Annotated in this window: 17 protein-coding genes and 1 pseudogene; all 18 read left to right on the top strand. The window is 59.2% G+C overall.

Features of this window, described 5'->3' with window-relative positions; all coding sequences use genetic code 11:
- Positions 1-95: 95 nt before the first annotated feature.
- Positions 96-1,313: a CaiB/BaiF CoA-transferase family protein gene (locus tag L0976_RS26005; protein WP_234189815.1), complete on the top strand. Its 1,218-nt coding sequence runs from the start codon at positions 96-98 to the stop codon at positions 1,311-1,313.
- Between the two features lie 5 nt (positions 1,314-1,318).
- A complete protein-coding gene (locus L0976_RS26010; protein WP_234189816.1) occupies positions 1,319-2,074 on the top strand; it encodes a TetR/AcrR family transcriptional regulator in 756 nt (251 codons plus the stop codon).
- 2 nt (positions 2,075-2,076) lie between these two features.
- The gene (locus L0976_RS26015; RefSeq protein ID WP_234189817.1) at positions 2,077-3,315 is read left to right on the top strand and encodes a pyridoxal phosphate-dependent aminotransferase; all 1,239 of its coding nucleotides are present in this window, start codon (positions 2,077-2,079) and stop codon (positions 3,313-3,315) included.
- Between the two features lie 116 nt (positions 3,316-3,431).
- The gene (locus tag L0976_RS26020) at positions 3,432-4,433 is read left to right on the top strand and encodes an Ldh family oxidoreductase (protein WP_255696216.1); all 1,002 of its coding nucleotides are present in this window, start codon (positions 3,432-3,434) and stop codon (positions 4,431-4,433) included.
- Between the two features lie 167 nt (positions 4,434-4,600).
- Positions 4,601-4,843, top strand: a complete 243-nt coding sequence (locus L0976_RS26025) for a hypothetical protein (protein ID WP_234189818.1) — start codon at positions 4,601-4,603, stop codon at positions 4,841-4,843.
- A pseudogene (locus L0976_RS26030) lies at positions 4,807-5,400 on the top strand (transporter substrate-binding domain-containing protein); the annotation flags it as partial. The gene L0976_RS26025 and the pseudogene L0976_RS26030, both read left to right, overlap by 37 nt.
- 45 nt (positions 5,401-5,445) lie before the next feature.
- Positions 5,446-6,114, top strand: a complete 669-nt coding sequence (gene tcyL / locus L0976_RS26035; RefSeq protein WP_234189819.1) for a cystine ABC transporter permease — start codon at positions 5,446-5,448, stop codon at positions 6,112-6,114.
- Positions 6,115-6,133: 19 nt separating this feature from the next.
- Positions 6,134-6,874 (top strand): amino acid ABC transporter ATP-binding protein, encoded by a 741-nt coding sequence (locus tag L0976_RS26040; protein ID WP_234189857.1) that lies wholly within the window; start codon positions 6,134-6,136, stop codon positions 6,872-6,874.
- A gap of 265 nt (positions 6,875-7,139) precedes the next feature.
- A complete protein-coding gene (locus tag L0976_RS26045; protein WP_234189820.1) occupies positions 7,140-8,423 on the top strand; it encodes an FAD-binding oxidoreductase in 1,284 nt (427 codons plus the stop codon).
- A 17-nt stretch (positions 8,424-8,440) separates the two neighbouring features.
- On the top strand, positions 8,441-10,009 hold the full coding sequence (locus tag L0976_RS26050; RefSeq protein WP_234189821.1) for an acetolactate synthase large subunit: 1,569 nt from the start codon (positions 8,441-8,443) through the stop codon (positions 10,007-10,009).
- Positions 10,010-10,072: 63 nt separating this feature from the next.
- Positions 10,073-11,521 (top strand): aldehyde dehydrogenase family protein, encoded by a 1,449-nt coding sequence (locus L0976_RS26055; protein WP_234189822.1) that lies wholly within the window; start codon positions 10,073-10,075, stop codon positions 11,519-11,521.
- 73 nt (positions 11,522-11,594) lie between these two features.
- On the top strand, positions 11,595-12,845 hold the full coding sequence (locus L0976_RS26060) for a sarcosine oxidase subunit beta family protein (protein ID WP_234189823.1): 1,251 nt from the start codon (positions 11,595-11,597) through the stop codon (positions 12,843-12,845).
- Between the two features lie 24 nt (positions 12,846-12,869).
- Positions 12,870-13,142, top strand: coding sequence for a sarcosine oxidase subunit delta (locus tag L0976_RS26065; protein WP_234189824.1), 273 nt, complete (start codon positions 12,870-12,872; stop codon positions 13,140-13,142).
- On the top strand, positions 13,139-16,099 hold the full coding sequence (locus tag L0976_RS26070; RefSeq protein WP_234189825.1) for a sarcosine oxidase subunit alpha family protein: 2,961 nt from the start codon (positions 13,139-13,141) through the stop codon (positions 16,097-16,099). The genes L0976_RS26065 and L0976_RS26070 overlap by 4 nt, the downstream gene beginning before the upstream one ends.
- Positions 16,092-16,625, top strand: coding sequence for a sarcosine oxidase subunit gamma family protein (locus L0976_RS26075; RefSeq protein ID WP_234189826.1), 534 nt, complete (start codon positions 16,092-16,094; stop codon positions 16,623-16,625). The genes L0976_RS26070 and L0976_RS26075 overlap by 8 nt, the downstream gene beginning before the upstream one ends.
- Positions 16,626-16,654: 29 nt before the next feature.
- Positions 16,655-17,815: a cystathionine beta-lyase gene (gene metC, locus L0976_RS26080; RefSeq protein WP_234189827.1), complete on the top strand. Its 1,161-nt coding sequence runs from the start codon at positions 16,655-16,657 to the stop codon at positions 17,813-17,815.
- Positions 17,812-19,476, top strand: coding sequence for an electron transfer flavoprotein-ubiquinone oxidoreductase (locus tag L0976_RS26085; protein WP_234189828.1), 1,665 nt, complete (start codon positions 17,812-17,814; stop codon positions 19,474-19,476). The genes metC and L0976_RS26085 overlap by 4 nt, the downstream gene beginning before the upstream one ends.
- Before the next feature lie 113 nt (positions 19,477-19,589).
- Positions 19,590-20,354, top strand: a complete 765-nt coding sequence (locus L0976_RS26090) for an SDR family NAD(P)-dependent oxidoreductase (RefSeq protein ID WP_234189858.1) — start codon at positions 19,590-19,592, stop codon at positions 20,352-20,354.
- Positions 20,355-20,402: the final 48 nt, after the last annotated feature.

Below are 20,402 nucleotides of genomic sequence, written 5' to 3' on the forward strand. Positions count from 1 at the left end.
CGATTCACCGTGAGGAGAAGAGCTGCCCCGCCTCATCCGCGTAGGCCTTTCTCCGATATTTTGTTGAAACGGATAGAGGAAGGATCGCGTTTCCGATGAGCGTCGCACTGAACGGAATCAAGGTTCTCGACCTGTCTCGCGTTTTGGCCGGCCCCTGGGCAACAATGACGTTGGGTGATCTCGGTGCTGACGTGCTGAAGATTGAGCAGCCTGGAACCGGGGACGACACCCGGACGTGGATGCCGCCGGCTGTGGAGGGTGTTTCAACCTACTATCTGGGCGCAAATCGCAACAAGAAGAGCGTTGCGATCGACATCGGCAAGCCGGAAGGAAGAGATCTGATCATTGAACTCGCAAAAAAGAGCGATGTCCTGATCGAGAACTTCCGCCCGGCCTCGCTCAAGAAATTCAAGCTCACCTATGACGATCTGAAGGACATCAACCCTCGGCTCATCTATTGTTCCATATCGGGTTATGGCCGCGGTCACGAGCTGGAGGAGCGTCCGGGTTACGACTTCATTATCCAGGCTGAATCTGGATTCATGTCGATTACGGGCGAAAAGGATGGCGAGCCGATGCGGCTCGGTGTCGCCTTCATCGATCTCATATCGGGCATGAATGCCGTGCAAGCAATTCTCGCTGCCCTGTTTATGCGCGAACGAACCGGAAAGGGCCAGTGGCTCGACATCAGCCTGACCGACAGCGCGATGTTCATGTTGGCCAACGTCGCGTCGGGTCATCTCAATACCGGAAGAGAAGCGTTGCGCTATGGCAACGCTCATCCGAGCATCGTACCATATCAACTGTTCGATTGCGTCGATGGCCGAATTGCACTCGCAGTCGGAAACGACGAACAGTTCCGGCGGTTCTGCAAGATCATCGGTCTGCCGGATCTCGCGATGGATGAGCGGTTCGTCACCAATAAAGGACGAACCGAGGCGCGTGATGAGTTACTGCCGATCATCGAGGACAAGTTGCGCGATCGTAAACTGCATGAGCTTCTCGCCGAACTTCGCGCCGTCGGAGTCCCGGCTGGCGAGCTTCGCACTGTCGGCCAGGCGTTCGCTAGCGATGTTGCAATCCTTCGGGACACTGTCGTTTCGGTTCCTTCCGAAAGGATCGGCACCTTCCGCTCCGTGCGCAGCCCGTTGCGCATGTCGGAAAGTCCGTTTGCTCCGCCGACAGTTCCACCCGAGGTCGGCGAGCATACCCGCCAAGTCCTTCAGGCCGAGCTGGATCTGAGCGCAGATCGGGTCGATCAGCTTTTGGAGATGGGCGTAGTTGCCGGTATCCCGGCGACGGGCGGAAAGTAGCTCCAATGCAGAAGGAGCGCGTCCGCCGCCAAGGTCGTCCACCGACGATGGAGAATGCGCGCGGCAAAATTCTCGATGAAGCGGCCGAGTTGTTTGCGCACGAAGGTTTCGATGGAGCCTCGCTGGGCAGTGTCGCGGAAGCTGTCGGTGTCACCAAAGCTGCTATTTATCACTACTTCCCGAACAAGAAAGAAATCTACGAGGCAATTATCGTCAGGACACTGCAAGGCCTTCTTGACGCAGTGACGATGGCCGTCGACGGCCAGCACGACGCGCCCGAAGCGCTTTGCCGCTTCATGACGGCACACGCCGACTACTTCGAGACCCACTACCATGGGTTTGTTACGATGCTGGTGGGTTATGGCGGGATGGAGAACAACGGACTTCTTGAGGAAGCCCAGGACCTACGCGATGCCTATGAGGAGCTTCTTCGGAGTATCGTGCTCGCCGGCATCGCCAACGGCCGCTATCGAAACACGGATTCCCGTGCGATCAGCCGAGCGATCCTTTCGATGCTTAATTGGATGGTTCGTTGGTTCAAGCCCGGACACGGGCGCCCCGCTTCCTCTTTCGCGATGGAATACTGCGAGATCATTCTCAACGGCCTCGGCACGAACGGTCAGGCCATGGATCACGACAAGCGTCAGGAGCCTTCGGACAGGCGCCGAGGTTACGAAAACGCATCGATAATCAAGCGAGCCGCCGACCCTGTTGGCGACTCGGTTTCGCAGCAACACCCCGTGAATTGGAAGAGGAATTAGACATGGCAGACATCCACACTTCGGCCGCTGCGGTCTTCAAGCCGTCGAACGCCCTGTCGAAGGTCGGACCTTCGGCAATCTCCCGCATGATGGCCGCGACGGCAGAGCTTAGCCGCCAAGGCCGCGATATTGTCGGTCTTCACGTCGGTGAGCCGGATTTCGATACACCTGAGAACATTCAGGAAGCGGCGATCAAAGCGATGCGTGCTGGGGATACCCACTATACCGCTCTCGATGGCTCGCCGGCGATCAAGGCTGCCGTGCGCGAGAAATTCAAACGCGAGAATGGACTCGACTTCACCGCAGATGAGATCGTGGTGACGACAGGCGCAAAAATGCTCCTTTTCAGTGCATTCTTTGCCACGATCCAGGCTGGTGACGAGGTCATCCTTCCGGCTCCGTATTGGGTCAGCTATAGCGACATCGTCGAGATGATGGGCGCGACGCCCATCATTCTCCAGACGCGTTCCGAAGATGGGTTCCGCCTTCGGGCAGAAGATCTGGAACGGGCCATCACGCCGCGTACGCGCTGGCTCCTAATCAACTCGCCGTCCAACCCGACCGGCTCCATCTATCGCAAGGAAGACTACGAACCGATCCTCGATGTGCTCGCACGCCATCCGCAGGTATGGTTCATGGTCGATGATATGTATGAACACCTCATCTATCAGGATGAGGCCTTCGTCACACCAGCTCAACTGCGGCCCAACCTGCGAGACCGGATTTTGACCGTGAACGGTGTGTCCAAAGCCTATGCGATGACGGGCTGGCGTATCGGTTACGGCGGCGGTCCGGCGCCGCTGATGAAGGCGATTCGTGCGGTTCTCAGCCAATCCACCTCTTGCACCTGCTCGATTGCGCAGGCCGCAGCGGCTGAAGCGCTGACCGGGCCACAGGAAAGCGTCAAGCAGTATCTCAGCGAATACCGCAAACGCCGTGATCTCGTGATGGCGGAACTCGCCACCATTCCGAATCTTGCATGCGAGGCACCGGCCGGTACGTTCTACGCTTTCGTCGACTGGCGTCAGCTTGTGGGCGGCAAGACTTCGTCGGGTCAGGTGATTGGCGATGACGAAGCGCTATGCAACTACCTTCTCAATGACTGGGGCGTGGCTGTCGTACCCGGCTCGGCGTTTGGCAGCTCCGGTTTCTTCCGGATTTCGTTTGCCAGTGCGGAGTCTGCCTTGCGTGAGGGCATGGCCCGCATTCGCAATGGCTGCGCTGCGCTCTCGCTCGCTTAATGCACGATAATCCTCCGGTCGCCTCCAGATCGCGGCGGCCGGATTGCATTCTGCGGATTTGCCGACGTTAACGCAGGTCTCTTCTATTTGCGCTGGCCTTTGGGGAGGGGCAAGCGATGTCAACTACGAGAGTGCCGGTCCACGAAATCACGGACCTCGCCATGGCGGCTTGTGTTGCGGCGGGGGCAACGGAGGAGATGGCGCGGTCGATTATTTGCGCGCTCATCTCAGCCGATCGGGCCGGACGCCATCAAATGGGAATTGCCCACCTGCCCACCTATCTGGACAGCTTGAAGGTGGGCCGCATTAACGGAAAAGCAACGCCTCGGTTTGACGGGTCGTTTCCAGCATTTCTCCACGCTGATGCGGACGGCGGTGTAGCGCAACACTGCTTCGACCTGGTGTTCAATACCCTCGTTCGAAGCGCCCGAACTTGCGGAATCGCCGCATTGGCCCAACGAAACAGCTACACTACTGGAGAACTCGGATATTATGTGCGAAGGCTCGCCGAGGTGGATTTAGTCGCATTGGCATTCACAAACGGGCCGGCTTTAATGGCAGCGCGCATTGGTGGCGAGCGGGTGTTTTGCACGAATCCACTCGCGTTCGGGGTGCCCCTACCGGCGCCAATGAGCCCCATGGTTATCGACCAGGCGTCGAGCGCGACAGCGTTTGTGAACATCAAGAAGGCAGCATTGGCTGGAGAAGCTATCCCTGGCGGGTGGGCTATCGATGCCGCAGGCGTTCCAACGACGGATCCCGCACAGGCGATATTAGGAGCACTCCTACCGTTTGGCGGTTACAAAGGCGCAAATCTTGCGCTCCTCGTCGAGATAATGTCGGCGGGTCTGTCTGGAGCTGCGTGGTCGCTTGACGCTGGCGATCTTTATGACGGCGACCGTCCGCTCGACACCGGACTTTCAATCATCGCGCTGGAACCTGAAGCAGCGACTAGTGGGTTTGGAGAGCGCGTCGCTGACCAACTTGAGCGCCTTCGCGCGAAAGGTGTGACAATCCCCGGCAAGCGGGATCCGCATGGAGGCATCACCTCACAGGAGTTTTTTGAGATTGAAGTCAACCTGAAGGAAAGGTTGGTCGCGCTCGCCGGCGAGTCGTGATCCATGTGTTCTTGCGCTAGCGCCGGCAGCGCAGGGGATGCGTAATTCCACGAGCATCCTTGAGAATCGAATCAACCCTGCTTGACGATCACACGTTATTTATATACCGTCCAGTCGGGAACTAAGTCGAATTGGCCAATCACGGCCGCAATATGGGAGAGTAGGCAATGAATCTTTTCAATCGGCGTCAATTCGGGGTTGTCGTCATGCTCGGCATGGCCGCGATCGCAGGTGCGGGCACTGCATTCGCGGAGCCGGCCAAGGGTGTGCCGGAAGCAATCGCGAAAAAAGGTGAGCTGGTCGTCGGCCTCGAGGGGACCTATCCCCCTTTAACTATCAGGACGAGTCCGGCAAACTCGTCGGCTTCGACGTCGATTTCGCCAACGCGCTTTGCGAACGCCTCGGCCTGAAGGCGAACTTCTCGCCGACGAAGTGGGACGGTATCCTCGCCGCACTCGGTTCCGGTCGTATCGACGTGGTCATCAATCAGGTGACGATCACCGAGGAGCGCCAGAAGTCCTATGATTTCTCGACGCCCTACACGATCTCCGGTATCCAGATCATCACCCGTCCGGAACTCAAGGACACCCTGACTTCGCCCGACAAGCTCGCTGGTCATGCTGTCGGCGTCGGTCTCGGCACCAACTTCGAACAGTATCTCAAGGAAAATGTCCCCGGCGCCGATATCCGCACCTATGACGACGAGCCGACGAAGTACAACGACCTGAAGTCGGGCCGTGTCGATGCCGTGCTCAACGACCGTGTGGTCGCTGCCGACTATATGAAGAAGACCGGCGGTATCTTCGTTCCGGGCGGCGAGTCGTTCGCCAAGCAGGAACAGGGCGTAGCGCTTCGCAAGGATCCTGAGTTCAAGGCAGCTATCGACAAGGCAATCGCCGACATGCAGGCCGACGGCACCATGAAGTCAATCTCTGAAAAGTGGTTCGGCATCGACATCACGAAGTAACCCAGCACGCCCTGCGGGCTCTCCAATCTTCGAGGATGTCTACGAATGCAATCTAGTATCGATCTCATCGTACAGTCCGCCCCGTATCTTCTGCGGGGTGTGGTCTACACCATCGGCCTGAGCGTTGCCTCGATGGCATTCGGCCTCGTTTTGGGTTTTCTGATCGCTTTGGCGCGTTTGTCGCCAAAGCGGATTCTCAGTATACCGGCGCGCATCTACGTGTCGTTCATCCGCGGCACTCCGTTGCTGGTGCAGCTGTTCATCATCTACTACGGCCTACCGGAATTCGGGATTACGCTCGGTCCCGTGCCGTCCGCATTGATCGGCTTTACACTTAGCGTGGCGGGCTACAATGCGGAAATCCTCCGTTCGGCAATCTCCGCCGTGGACCGCGGCCAGTGGGAGGCAGCTTCGACCATCGGGATGACGTGGACGCAGACGATGCGTCGCGTGATCCTTCCCCAAGCGAGCCGTATAGCCATTCCGCCCCTTTCCAATAGCTTCATCGCTTTGGTGAAGGACACCTCGCTTGCCGCGACGATCCAGGTTCCCGATCTTTTCCGCGAGGCCCAGCTCATCACGGCGCGAACCTTCCAGATTTTCGCAATGTATCTCGCGGCTGCCGGCATCTATTGGGTGATCTCCACGGTACTTTCGTCGTTGCAGTGGGATCTCGAACGCCGCGCGACGCGCCACATTCAACGAAAGGCGTAACGCGATGACCAACAAATCCATGATCGAAGTTCGCGGCCTTCATAAGTCTTATGGCACGTTGCAAGTTCTGAAGGGGATCGACCTGGAGATCGCTCGCGGCGAGGTCGTCGCGGTAATCGGGCGGTCCGGTTCAGGCAAAACCACCATGCTGCGGTGTCTGAATGGACTGGAAGAAGCACAGGTCGGCACCATCCGCCTCGGTGAGCATACGATCAACTGCACTGTGCCGCTAAGCCGGCAACAGGGCGAGCTTCGCGCCCTTCGCCTTCGTGCCGGCTTCGTATTCCAGAACTTCAACCTCTTCCCACACCGAACCGCTCTTGAGAATGTGATCGAGGGGCTGGTCATCGTCAAAGGCATGGCGAAAAAAGAAGCTGAAGCGCGAGGGATGGCTCTTCTGGAGAGGGTAGGGCTTGCCGCGAGAGCAGCGGCGTATCCTTCCCAGATGTCGGGCGGACAACAGCAGCGTGCGGCCATCGCGCGTGCGCTTGCGATGGAGCCGGAAGTCATCTTATTCGATGAGCCCACCTCCGCGCTCGATCCAGAGCTTGTCGGTGAAGTGCTTGATGTCATCCGCTCGCTGGCCCAAGAGCATCGGACGATGGTCATCGTCACCCATGAAATGAACTTCGCGCGGGACGTCGCCGACCGCACGATCTTCATGGATCAGGGTGTCGTTGTCGAGCAGGCTCCGTCCAAGGAACTCTTTGCCCAGCCAAGGGAAGAGGCGACCCGTCACTTCCTGCGTCGTCTGGGATAACTCTCCCCCTCAGGCTGGCTGATTTGCCGGGCTCGCCGCGAGGCAAGCTCGGCGATTTGCGTTGACAACCCTCGAAAGTCGGGTTTCCCCGGAGGCAGCTATTGTCCTCTTGCTGCTTCTCCTCGTCTTGGTATTTGCCGGTCAAGGCACTGAATTATCGATCAATACCAATTGACAACATACTTCCTGTTATTTACCTTCGGGACGGTAAATAAATGCGTTAGCACTATATGGTGTCAGTGCCGTGCGGAGAGGAGCGTAGGCTATGGCTCATCAGGTCGTGGTGATCGGCGCCGGCATCATTGGCGCATGCACTGCACTCGCCTTGGCGGAAGACGGATGCAAGGTGACGCTCGTCGAACCCGAGGAGCCTGGCGGCCCGCAGGCGGCGAGTTATGGGAACGGTACCTGGATCAGTCCGGGCTCGATCATTCCCGTCGCGACTCCGGGACTTTGGAGAAAGCTTCCGGCCCTTCTTGCCGATCCTTCCGGTCCGTTGGTCGTGCGCTGGAAGGCGCTGCCGAGCCATTTGTTCTTCCTGGCTGGTTTCCTTGCCGCCGGATCGACCAGAAAGCGTATGGCGATGATCGCAGAAGCTCTTGCTGGGCTACTTGCTGGCGCGCCCGCGCAATACGAGATGCTTGCAGTGAAGGTTGGGCGAGTTGACTTAATCAAAAGAAACGGCCTTCTCCATACCTTTTCCGATCGCGCCGCCTTTGAAGCGGAGGCGAGTTTCTGGCGGCTTCGGCGCGAGCATGGGATTCGCTGGATCGCTTTGGACGATGACGCGTTACGCGCTTGCGAACCCCAGCTCTCCGAGCGATATCGCTTCGGGGTGCTCGTGGAAGATGGGGCGCAGTGTGTCGATCCCGGCGCGTTTGTTGCTCAGATAGTGGCGACGGCGAAGCGGTCAGGTGCAGAACAACTGAGGGCACGCGCCCTCGGTTTCGATTTCACGCCGGCTGGTCTTGCCGCTGTTCGCACGCCTGAAGGATCAATTCCCTGCGATTACGCTGTCGTCGCAGCGGGTGTCCATTCGAAGACTTTTGCGTTGGAAGTTGGTGACCAGATTCCATTAAAGAGCGAGCGCGGCTACCACGCTGTTATCAAGAATCCGAAGATCCAGCCTTGTCAGGCGGTAATGCCCGCCGACGGTAAAATGGCAATCAACATGACACCCGCAGGTGTCAGGATAGCCGGGCAGGTGGAGATCGCGGGTGTCAAGGCTGCGCCTGATTGGCGTCGCGCGGAACTCCTTGTCCAACACGCGGTAAATGCGTTTCCAGGGCTGGGAAACCGCGACGACATGATTGTTGATCGATGGATGGGGCATCGGCCTTCGATTGCCGATGGCCTGCCGGTGATCGGCCGCTCTCGCTTTTCTCGCCATGTGATTCATGCGTTTGGTCACGGTCATGTCGGCATGACGGCGGCGCCCAGAACCGCGGAGATCGTCGCGGATCTTGTCGCCGGCCGAGAGCCGAGCGTCCCGATCGCGCCGTTCTCCCCGCAACGATTTCCCTACTACCACTACAACCCTTTGTCGTAACTAACAGGTGCAGAAATATGTCCTCTCAAGCAGCCACCAATCAGATGAACGGCGCTGAAAGCCTGGTTCATTCCCTCCTGAATTCCGGCGTCGACACATGCTTCGCCAATCCTGGCACCAGCGAGATGCACTTCGTCGGAGCGCTCGATCGCATCCCAGGCATGCATTGTGTTCTCGGCCTTCAGGAGAACATTGTCACTGGCATGGCTGACGGTTATTACCGGATTGCGCGCAAGCCAGCTTGCACACTGCTCCATTGTGGCCCTGGCCTCGCAAACGGCATGGGCAATCTCCACAATGCGCGGCGTGCTCGCGCCGGCATCGTGAACATCGTTGGCGATCAGGCGACCTATCATCGCCCCTTTGATGCGCCGCTAACCGCCGATACAGAAGGGATGGCGCGGACCGTGTCGCATTGGGTTCGCACCAGCACCGACGTTGCCGAGGTCGGTCGCGATGCGGCTGTCGCAGTCCAGAACGCTCGTGCTGTTTCCGGCCAGATCTCGACGCTCATTCTGCCCGCCGACGCGTCGTGGAACCCTGGCGGCCTTGTCGCTGATCCGCTGCCCGTTCCCGCCGCTCCGCCGATTGACCCTCATGCGGTCGAAAACGTGGCACGAGTCCTTCGCTCGAACCGCAATGTCTTGATCCTCCTCGCGGATCAGGCAACGCTTGCTCCCTCTCAGCTTCTTGCATGGCGTGTTGCCGAAGCGACTGGCGCGCACCTGCTCGCTACCTACACCAATGGTCACATGCAGCGCGGCCGTGGCCGTCTTGCACTCGAACGTGTGCCCTACGGGACGGACGCCGCGATACAGGCACTGAGCCAGTACAAGCATATCGTCCTCGTCAACGCGAAAGCGCCGGTCGGTTTCTTCGCTTATCCGGGCAAGCCATCGACGCAGTATCCTTCGAATGCCCAAATCCATGTCCTGTCCCGTTTCGACCAGGATTCGGTAGCAGCCCTGCAGGCGCTCGTCGACGAGCTTGGTGCTCCGGAAGTGGCGATCCCGGATGCAGGTCCGCGTCCAGAGCCTGCGCGCGGGGCTACGACACAGGAGAACCTGGCCGTCACCCTCGCGGCGCTGATGCCCGAAAACTCGATCGTATCCAACGAGAGCATCTCGTACGGCCGCGACTTCTACAAGCTCACACACAATGCCCCAGCGCACGACTGGCTGAATCTTGGCGGCGGCGCGATCGGTGACGGCCTTCCGGTTTCCACCGGCGCCGCGGTCGCTGGTGGTGGTGATCGGCGCGTCATTAGCCTGCAGGCGGATGGCTCCGCGATGTATTCGCTTCAGTCGCTCTGGACCCAGGCCCGCGAAAAGCTGCCCTGCACGACGATCCTGCTCAACAATCGGAAGTACAACATCCTGATCGGTGAGTATAAAAACGTCGGCGCCGTTCCCGGCCCGACGGCAATGGGGATGCTTGACCTCTCGAACCCCGACCTCGACTGGATCAAGCTGGCAAACGGCATGGGTGTCGAGGCGGCACGCGCGACAACGATGGAAGAGTGCGCCGACCTGATGCAGCAGAGCTTCAAGCAGAAGGCGCCGTTCCTCATCGACCTCATCATCTAACGCCATCGATGCCCGCTTTTTGCGGCGGGCAACAACCTTCCTTTCGAAAAATTGGAGACAACAATGCTGGAAAAGAAATTGTTTTACATCGATGGCGAATGGGTGGCACCGCTGGAAGCCCGCGAACTCGCCGTTATCGATCCGTCGACCGAAGAGGCCTGCGCAGTTATCAGCATCGGTAGCCCCGCCGACGCCGACCGGGCCGTCGCGGTCGCCAAGCGTGCGTTCGAGAGCTGGTCGAAGACTGCCCCCGCCGAACGTCTCAAGCTGGTCGAGCGCTTGCTCGAAATCTACAAGCGTCGCGCGCCGGAAATGGCCCAGGCAATCAGCCTGGAGATGGGCGCGCCTATCGACATGGCGCTGGAAAAGCAAGTCGGCGCCGGCACCTGGCACATCTCGAACTTCATCACCGCATTCAAGGACTTCGAGTTCATCCGGCCGCTCGGTCCGCATGCTCCCAACGACCGCATCCTCATGGACCCGATCGGCGTTGTCGGCCTCATCACTCCTTGGAACTGGCCGATGAATCAGGTGACCCTCAAGGTCATCCCCGCGCTGCTGGCGGGCTGCACCATGGTCCACAAGCCCTCCGAGATCGCGCCGCTTTCCTCGATGCTGTTCGCGGAATACATCGACGAGGCTGGTTTCCCCAAGGGGGTCTTCAATCTCGTCAACGGCGATGGTGCTGGCGTAGGCACGCGTCTGTCCTCGCATCCCGATGTGGAAATGATCAGCTTCACGGGCTCCACGCGCGCCGGCGTCGCGATTTCCAAGACCGCAGCAGAAACTCTGAAACGGGTCGTCCTCGAGCTTGGTGGAAAAGGTGCCAACTTGGTGTTTGCCGACGCGGATGCGGAAGCGGTGAAGCGCGGTGTCCTCCATTGCTTCAACAATACCGGGCAGAGCTGCAATGCGCCAACGCGTATGCTGGTCGAACGGTCCATCTACGATCGCGTCGTTGATGAGGCGAAGGCGGTTGCGGAAAGCCTCGTGGTCGATTCCAGCCACAAGCCCGGCAACCATATCGGACCGCTTGCCTCGGAGGCGCAGTTCCAGAAGGTCCAGGAAATGATCCAGAAGGGAATCGACGAAGGGGCGCGTCTCATCGCTGGTGGTCTCGGTCGTCCGGAAGGGCATGAACAGGGCTACTTCGTCCGTCCGACGATCTTTGCCGACGCCAACAATGATATGGCAATCGCACGGGAAGAAATCTTCGGACCGGTCCTGACGATCATCCCTTTCGACACCGAAGAAGAGGCTGTCCGGATCGCTAATGATACGCCTTATGGCTTGTCGAACTACGTCCAATCCACCGACGGCGAAAGGCGTAACCGCGTCGCCTCGCAGCTCCGCGCCGGGATGATCGAAATGAATGGCAATCCTCGCGGCGCGGGTTCGCCGTTCGGCGGTGTGAAGGCATCCGGCCGGGCTCGCGAAGGCGGCATTTGGGGGATTGAAGAATTCCTCGAAGCCAAGGCGATCTCGGGCTGGGCGGGTTCGAACCCGGCTTGATCGAATGTCCAGCAGCGCATCGCAGCATAATGCGATGCGCTGCATTTCCCCGCAGCATATTCGGGACCCTTCTATGCGCTACTCCGCCCTCTCCATTTTTGCGAACGGCCTCTTCGGTAACAGATGGTGGAAGCCAGCCTGGCGCAGCCCCGAACCGAAGCCGCATTATGATGTCATCATTGTCGGAGGCGGTGGTCACGGACTTGCGACGGCCTACTATCTCGCAAAGGAATTCGGGCTCTCGAACATAGCTGTATTGGAAAAGAGCTACATTGGGTCCGGCAATGTCGGACGCAACACGACCATCATCCGCTCGAACTATCTGCTTCCGGGAAATAATCCTTTCTACGAATTCTCGTTGAAACTCTGGGAAGGGCTGGAGCGGGAACTCAATTTCAACGCCATGGTTTCCCAACGCGGCGTGCTCAATCTCTTTCATACGGACGGCCAGCGCGACGCCTTCATTCGGAAGGGAAACGCCATGCACCTCCATGGCGTCGATGCAATGTTGCTCGATCTCGATGCAGTGAAGGCAATGGCACCGTACCTGGGCTTCAACAACACGCGTTTTCCTATTCTGGGCGGGTTCCTTCAGGGCCGTGGCGGCACGGTTCGCCACGATGCCGTCGCCTGGGGCTATGCCCGCGGCGCCGACAGCCGCGGCGTCGATATCATCCAGAACTGCGAGGTCAACGGAATACGCCGCCAGGGCGGAAAAGTCATTGGCGTTGAGACCAGCCGCGGCTTCATTGGCTGCGGCAAGCTGGCATTGGCCACGGCCGGCAATTCGTCAAGGCTTGCGGAGATGGCCGGCCTCAAGCTTCCGATCGAAAGCCATGTGTTGCAGGCGTTCGTGTCAGAGGGACTGAAACCCTTCATCGACTGCGTCGTATCGTTTGGAATGGGGCATTTCTACATATCGCAATCAGATAAGGGTGGCCTGGTCTTCGGCGGCGACATTGATGGTTACAATTCCTATGCTCAGCGCGGCAATCTGGCGACCGTCGAGCATGTCGCCGAGGCGGCGAAGACGATGATCCCTTCGCTTTCGCGCGTTCGTATTCTTCGGTCCTGGGGGGGTATCATGGATATGTCCATGGACGGTTCGCCCATCATCGATCGCGCGCCAATCGAAAATCTCTATCTCAACGCGGGCTGGTGCTACGGCGGATTCAAGGCGACGCCGGCATCCGGCTATTGCTTCGCCCACTTGCTCGCTCGCGGGACATCGCATGCGACCGCATCGGCATTTCGTCTCGACCGCTTCGAGCGCGGTTATCTGATTGATGAAACCGGAAGCGGCGCACAACCGAACCTGCACTAACCCCTGCCGATCTGGATTGAACGAATGGCAAGTCTTATTCCCTGCCCACATTGCGGCGGCCGCCCAAAGGAAGAGTTCACGGTGAAGGGGGCGGCCCTTCCACGCCCAGAAACGCTGGCCGGTCCGGAAGCGTGGTTCGAGTATGTCTATTTGCGCACGAATCCCCGCGGCCGTCATGACGAGTTTTGGCACCATACAGCCGGATGCCGCCGCTGGCTGATCGTCACCCGCGACACTGCAACCCATGAAATTGAGGCGAGCCGGGATGCTACGCTCGAAGGAGAATACCCTCGATGAGCACCCATCGTCTACCGGCCGGCGGTCTCATCGACCGTGCCGCACCACTAGCATTCACCTTCGACGGTAAGTCGATGCATGGCTTTGCCGGTGACACGTTGGCATCGGCGCTTCTGGCCAACGGTCGTCAACTTGTCGGTCGCAGCTTCAAATATCATCGTCCACGCGGCATCCTAACAGCCGGTGCCTCCGAGCCGAACGCGCTGGTTACGGTAGGCCGCGGCGGGCGCTCTGAGCCCAATACGCGGGCCACGACGCAGATGCTGTACGCCGGTCTGGAAGCCTCCAGCCAGAACCGGTGGCCCTCCCTTGAATTCGACTTTGGCGCGGTGAACGGCCTGCTCTCTCCCTTCCTGGGGGCCGGTTTCTACTACAAGACCTTCATGCGGCCGTCGTGGTTCTGGGAAATGGTCTACGAGCCGCTGATCCGGACAGCCGCGGGTCTCGGAAAAGCGTCGGGCAAAGCGGATCCAGATCGCTTTGAAAAGACCTGGACGCATTGCGATCTTTTGGTGATCGGCGGTGGTCCCACCGGAATAGCGGCGGCCTTGACTGCCGCGCGATCAGGTGCGCGCGTTGTGCTCGTCGATGAGCAGGCAATGATTGGCGGCTCGTTTCTTTCGGAAACCGCAACGATTGGCGGCGTGTCAGCTCCGGAATTCGTGCGGCAAGCCGTGGGCGAGCTGAACTCCTTCCCCAATGCGCGGGTGCTGGCCAGTACGACCGTATTCGGTTGGTATGATGGTAACGTTTTCGGCGCGGTGGAGCGCGTCCAAAGGGGGGATAGTGTTGCCGATGCCGGCCGGCTCGCGGAAAGGCTCTGGCGCATCGTTGCCAAGAAGGCGCTCTTGGCCAGCGGCTCGGAGGAGCGCCCACTCGTCTTCGGCGGGAATGACATTCCAGGCGTCATGATGGCGACGGCAATGCGAACCTATTTGAATCGCTTTGCTGTTGCACCGGGTACTCGAACTGCGATCTTCACGACGAATGATAGCGGCTATGCTCTCGCGCGCGATCTCGAAGCGAGGGGGCAACCGGTTGTTGCCGTTATCGACAGCCGAAGTGACGCGAACCCGCCATATTCCGGTGAATTCCGGGTCATCCGCGGTGCGGTGGTTTCGGACGCTCACGGCGGCAAGAGGTTATCTTCAGTCGATATCTGGAACGGCAATCGGAGAGAAAACCTGAAGGTCGATGCCTTGGCAATGGCTGGAGGTTTTAGCCCAATCATACACCTTGCCTGCCACCGCGGCGGCAAGCCCGATTGGTCTGATCAGTATGCGGCATTCCTCGCACCGGAATTGAGCGGGCTCGTCGTTGCGGGCTCTTGCGATGCTATTTCCGGGATCGCCGCATGTCTGGACGATGGTGCTGCAAAGGCAGCGAGTCTCGTCGGCGATCTTGGTTTTCGCGTAGGGCAGCAGGATTTTGGCACCATCGAGGATGATATTGTTGTCCCGCCGGCGCGCGCCTTGTGGTCGATTCCACGTATCCGCGGTAAAGCCTTCGTGGATTTTCAGAATGACGTTCACCACAGGGATCTCGGTCTTGCGGTCCAGGAAGGCTATGGCCATGTCGAGCACGCGAAGCGATACACGACCAATGGGATGGCAACAGATCAGGGCAAGCTGTCGAATGTGAACGCGATCGGTCTCCTTGCCGACGCGCGCGGCGTGTCCCCTAGAGAGGTCGGCACAACGACATTTCGCCCGTTCTATACGCCTGTCTCCTTCGGATCGCTAGCGGGTTCCTACCATGGGGAGCATTTCCAGCCGGTCCGGAAGTCGCCGCTCCACGATTGGGCGGCAAAGCACGGCGCCGTGTTTGTAGAATCCGGTCTATGGTATCGCTCCGCCTGGTTCCCGCGTGACTACGAAACGACCTGGCGGGAGAGCGTCGATCGAGAGGCAACCAATGTTCGGGCGAATGCCGGCCTTTGCGATGTTTCCATGCTTGGCAAAATAGAGGTCCTCGGAACAGATGCGGCGGAGTTTCTGGACAGGGTGTACTCGAATGGCATGCGCAAGCTGCCCATCGGGAAAGCGCGCTACGGCCTCATGCTGCGCGAAGACGGTATGATCTACGATGACGGAACCGTCAGCCGGTTCTCTGAAGACCATTTCTTCATCACCACCACGACAGCCTATGCAGCAGGCGTTCTGAACCATCTCGAATTTTGCGCCCAGGTTTTATGGCCGAATCTCGACGTTCATCTTTCGTCGTCTACCGACCATTGGGCGCAAATGGCGGTTGCTGGACCCCAGTCACGAAATATCCTGCAGCAGATCGTTGATGAAGACCTGTCGAATGCGGCGTTTCCTTTCCTCGGCGCTAGGGAGGTATCACTTTTCCAAGGTCAACTTCATGGGCGGCTGTTCCGCATCTCCTTCTCAGGGGAACTTGCCTATGAACTTGCGGTGCCCGCAGGTTACGGCGAGAGCGTCGCCGATGCGCTGATGATCGCCGGCCAGAACCACGGCCTTCAACCCTATGGGGTCGAGGCGCTCAGCGTGCTCAGGATCGAAAAAGGCCATGTAACCCATAGCGAGATTAACGGTACAGTCGTTCCGGCTGATCTCGGCTTTGCCAAGATGGTCTCGCCTTCCAAAGCGGATTTCATCGGCAAGCACATGCTGGCGCGCGAGGGCCTCCGTGACCCGGAGCGGCCGCAACTTGTCGGGATCGTTCCCCTTGATCACCAAGCGACAATCCGGAGTGGCGCGCACATCCTCGAAAAGAATGCGTCGTGGACGCTGGAGAACGATCAGGGCTATGTGACCTCGACGGCGTTCTCACCGCATGTCGGCTCCAAGATCGGGTTGGCCTTGGTCAAGCGTGGGGCGGCTCGACATGGGGAAGAGGTGATCGCCTACGACAGCCTTCAGCAAGAATTCACTCCCTGCCGGCTTTGCAGCCCGGTCTTCTACGATTCAGAAGGTGAAAGACTCCATGGCTGAGGCTGGTATCAAACATCGGGCCGTCCTTGCTGGTCTAAGACCGATCAACGTGAAGCAAGTCGATCTTCGTGCTTTGCCGGAGGGGTCGATCATTCAAATTCTAGCCCGAAAGGGAGCCGGTGATCTCGCACCGCTCCTGGCAGACCTCACGGCCGACAAAGAGTACGAGGTTCGACCGGCCGCGCCGGGCGAGTGGCTTCTCGTCGGGAATACTGCTTTGGCGCGGGAGGAACTGGACAGTCTTGAAGCAAGTATTCATGCGGTAGGATATGCCGTTGACCAGAGTCATGGGCGCGTTCGCCTATCGCTTGCCGGACCGGCCGTCGAGGACGTCCTTGCAAAGGGAAGCGCGGTCGACTTCGACGCCGCCGCATTTCCGATTGGGAACTCCACGGTGACGCTGATCGGTCATGTTTCCGTTCACCTTACCCGCATGAAGGACAGCGGATTCGAACTTATCGTCGGGCGCAGCCTTGCAGAGGGTCTTTGGCAGGACTTGGCTCGCATGTCCTCCGAACTCGTCTGATAACCCCATATCCCAGGAAGAGAATTTCAATGTCGCACTCGGGCAAGAAAATCGGAACCAATACGCAGCTTGGCCACGCCGGCTATGATCCGCTGTCATTTCATGGCTTCGTCAACCCGCCGATCGTGCGCGCCTCCACCGTTCTGTTTCCGGATGCCGAGACGCTTGCAAGCGAGAACCAGAAATACACCTACGCAACACATGGCACGCCGACGACTGATGCTCTTTGTGCGGCGCTGACGGAACTCGAAGGTGCTGCCGGAACAGTTTTGGTGCCGTCCGGACTGGCCGCGATCTCTGTCCCGCTTCTGACCTTTCTCTCGGCGGGGGATCATGTGCTTATCACCGATTCCGTCTATGGCCCGACCCGTCGGTTTGCGAACGAGGTGCTGCCGCGAATGGGGGTCGCGGTCGAATACTACGACCCGTTGATCGCCGGAGATATCGTCTCTCTGTTTCGCCCGGAAACGAAGGTTGTGTTCTTGGAGACGCCCGGCTCGAACACCTTTGAGATGCAGGACGTGCCGGCGATCGTCGCGGTGTGCAAAGAACGCGCTATCGTCACGATGATCGACAACACCTGGGCGACGCCCCTCTTTTTCAAGCCCATCGGCATCGGCGCGGATATCGTAATCCATGCGGCAACCAAGTATTTTGGAGGACATTCAGACGTTCTGATGGGAACGGTCTCCGCCAACGAGGCATGCTGGCCGAAACTCAATCGCGGGCACATGGTTCTCGGCATGTGCGTAGGGTCTGACGATGCATATCAAATCCTCCGCGGCTTGCGGGGGATGGGCCGAAGGCTCGACACGCACCAGCAGTCAACGCTTGCCATTGCCAATTGGCTCGAAGGCCACCCCAAAGTCGAGCAGGTCTACCACCCTGCTCTTGGAGGCAATCCTGGTCACGCAATTTGGCGACGCGACTTTTCCGGCTCTACCAGCCTTTTCTCGTTCGCCCTGCCGCGTGGAGCAAATCCAAAGAGCTTCCTGAATGCATTGGAGATCTTTGGCCTTGGCTATTCCTATGGTGGCTATGAGAGCCTTGCGGTTCAGGTCGGCCTCTCCGACCGAATTGTTCGACGGCCTGATTTTGAGATGTCGATCATCCGCCTCCAGGTGGGACTTGAGGATGTGAACGATCTGATCGACGACCTTGATCGTGGATTCGTGGCGGCTTTCACATGACCGAAACGGCGGAACTCCCCGAACGCGAGAGTATGGAATTCGACGTGGTGATCGTCGGTGCAGGGCCGGCGGGCCTGTCGGCGGCGATCCGTCTGAAGCAGGTCAATCCTGACCTGACGGTGGTGGTGCTGGAAAAGGGCTCGGAAGTCGGTGCCCATATCCTCTCCGGCGCGGTCGTCGATCCGATCGGCATCGATCGTCTGCTTCCCGACTGGCGCGAGGATGGCGACCATCCGTTCAAGACCGAGGTGACGGACGACCATTTCCTGTTCCTCGGCCCCGCCGGCTCCGTCCGCCTGCCGAATGCCTTCATGCCGCCCTTGATGAACAATCACGGCAACTACATCGTCTCGCTCGGCAATGTCTGTCGGTGGCTGGCGACCAAGGCGGAAGAACTCGGCGTCGAGATCTATCCCGGCTTTGCCGCGACTGAAGTGCTCTACAACGACGAGGGCGCGGTGATCGGCGTCGCCACCGGCGACATGGGCATCGAGCGCAATGGCGAGCCCGGCCCGAACTACACCCGCGGCATGGCGCTGCTGGGAAAATACACGCTGATCTCCGAGGGCGTGCGCGGCTCGCTCGCCAAGCAGCTCATCGCGAGGTTCGATCTCCAGAAGGACCGCGAGCCTCAAAAGTTCGGCATCGGCCTGAAGGAGCTCTGGCAGGTGAAGCCGGAGAACCACCGTCCCGGCCTCGTGCAGCACTCCTTCGGCTGGCCGCTCGGCATGAAGACCGGCGGCGGTTCCTTCCTCTACCATCTCGAAGACAACATGGTCGCCGTCGGCTTCGTGGTGCATCTCAATTACAAGAACCCCTATCTTTATCCTTTCGAGGAGTTCCAGCGCTTCAAGACGCATCCGGCGATCCGCGGCACCTTCGAGGGCGGCAAGCGGCTCTCCTACGGCGCGCGCGCCATCACCGAGGGCGGCTACCAGTCGGTGCCGAAGCTGTCCTTCCCCGGCGGCGCGCTGATCGGCTGCTCGGCCGGCTTCGTCAACGTGCCGCGCATCAAGGGCAGCCACAATGCGGTGCTGTCCGGCATGCTCGCGGCAGAGAAGCTCGCCGATGCCATCGCGGCCGGCCGCGCCAACGACGAGCCGATCGAGATCGAGCAGGGCTGGCGCGACAGCGCCATCGGCTCGGATCTCAGGAAGGTGCGCAACGTCAAGCCGCTTTGGTCGAAGTTCGGCACGGCCGTCGGCGTCGCGCTCGGCGGCCTCGACATGTGGACGAACACGCTTCTCGGCTTCTCCTTCTTCGGCACGCTGAAGCACGGCAAGACGGATGCGCAGAGCCTCGAACCGGCGGCGAAGCACAAGCGCATCGATTATCCCAAGCCGGATGGCGTGCTGACCTTCGACCGTCTGTCGTCGGTGTTCCTGTCGAACACCAATCACGAGGAGGACCAGCCGATCCATCTCCAGCTCAAGAACCCGGATCTGCAGAAGACGTCCGAGCTCGACGTCTATGCCGGCCCGTCCACCCGCTACTGTCCGGCGGGCGTCTACGAATGGGTGGAGAAGGACGGTGAGCAGGTCTACGTCATCAACGCGCAGAACTGCGTGCACTGCAAGACCTGCGACATCAAGGACCCCAACCAGAACATCAACTGGGTGCCGCCGCAGGGCGGCGAGGGGCCGGTCTATCCGAACATGTGAGCCAAACCCTGGCCGAAAAAGTGAATCCCACCAAGAATATGGTGGTCGCGTCTCACTCCATTGGAGATTTGCGTGCGATCACCAATTTGCGAAGGCGAATATCAACGAAGGATATGAACATGGACCAGTCTTTGCTTGGGCAGACGATCTTGGTTACTGGTGCCTCGGGAGGGATCGGAGCAGCGGTAGTGGAGCGACTCGCGTTGGAAGGTGCGAGACCGATCATTCACTACGGAAAGGATGAGGGCAGAGCGCAGAATCTGCTGGCCAGGATTGGAGGCAATGGTCTCATCGTGCAAGCAGACCTGTCTGAAGCCGAGGGAGCTTTCGCGCTTTGGCGGAAATCGGTTGATTTTGCAGGTCGTGTTCACGGCCTCGTCAACAATGCCGGAATCCGCTCAGAAATTTCCATAGAAAGTTCGGCGGCTGACTGGAGGGCCGTGTGGCAGAGGGAATTCCAAATCAATCTCTTCGCTGCGGCCGATCTTTGCAGGGAGGCAATCCTTCATTTCAAAACCGAAGGCGGTGGGCGCATCGTGAACATTGCCAGCCGTGCTGGCCAGCGCGGTGGTGCTGCGGATTCGATGCCTTACAGTGCTGCAAAGGCAGCAATGATCAATCTCACCAAGTCAATTGCCCGTAGTTTCGGCCAGGACGGCGCATCCGCGGTGTGCATCGCACCCGGTCTGGTCCGGACCGATATGGCCGAGCATTTCTTAGCCACGCAAAGCAGGGAAGCAGCGATAGGAGACATACCTATCGGCGACATAGCTGAACCCAAAGAAATCGCGGATCTTGTCGCCTTCGTTCTGCGCTATGGTCAGGACTCGCTGAACGGCGCAACGCTTGATGTCAATGGCGGTAGCTACATTCGTTGACTAACTGGAATATAGCAGTCGCACGCCATTACGATGAGAATAGATAGA

The organism is Shinella sp. NM-101 (assembly GCF_021401195.1).
Classification (GTDB): Bacteria; Pseudomonadota; Alphaproteobacteria; order Rhizobiales; family Rhizobiaceae; genus Shinella.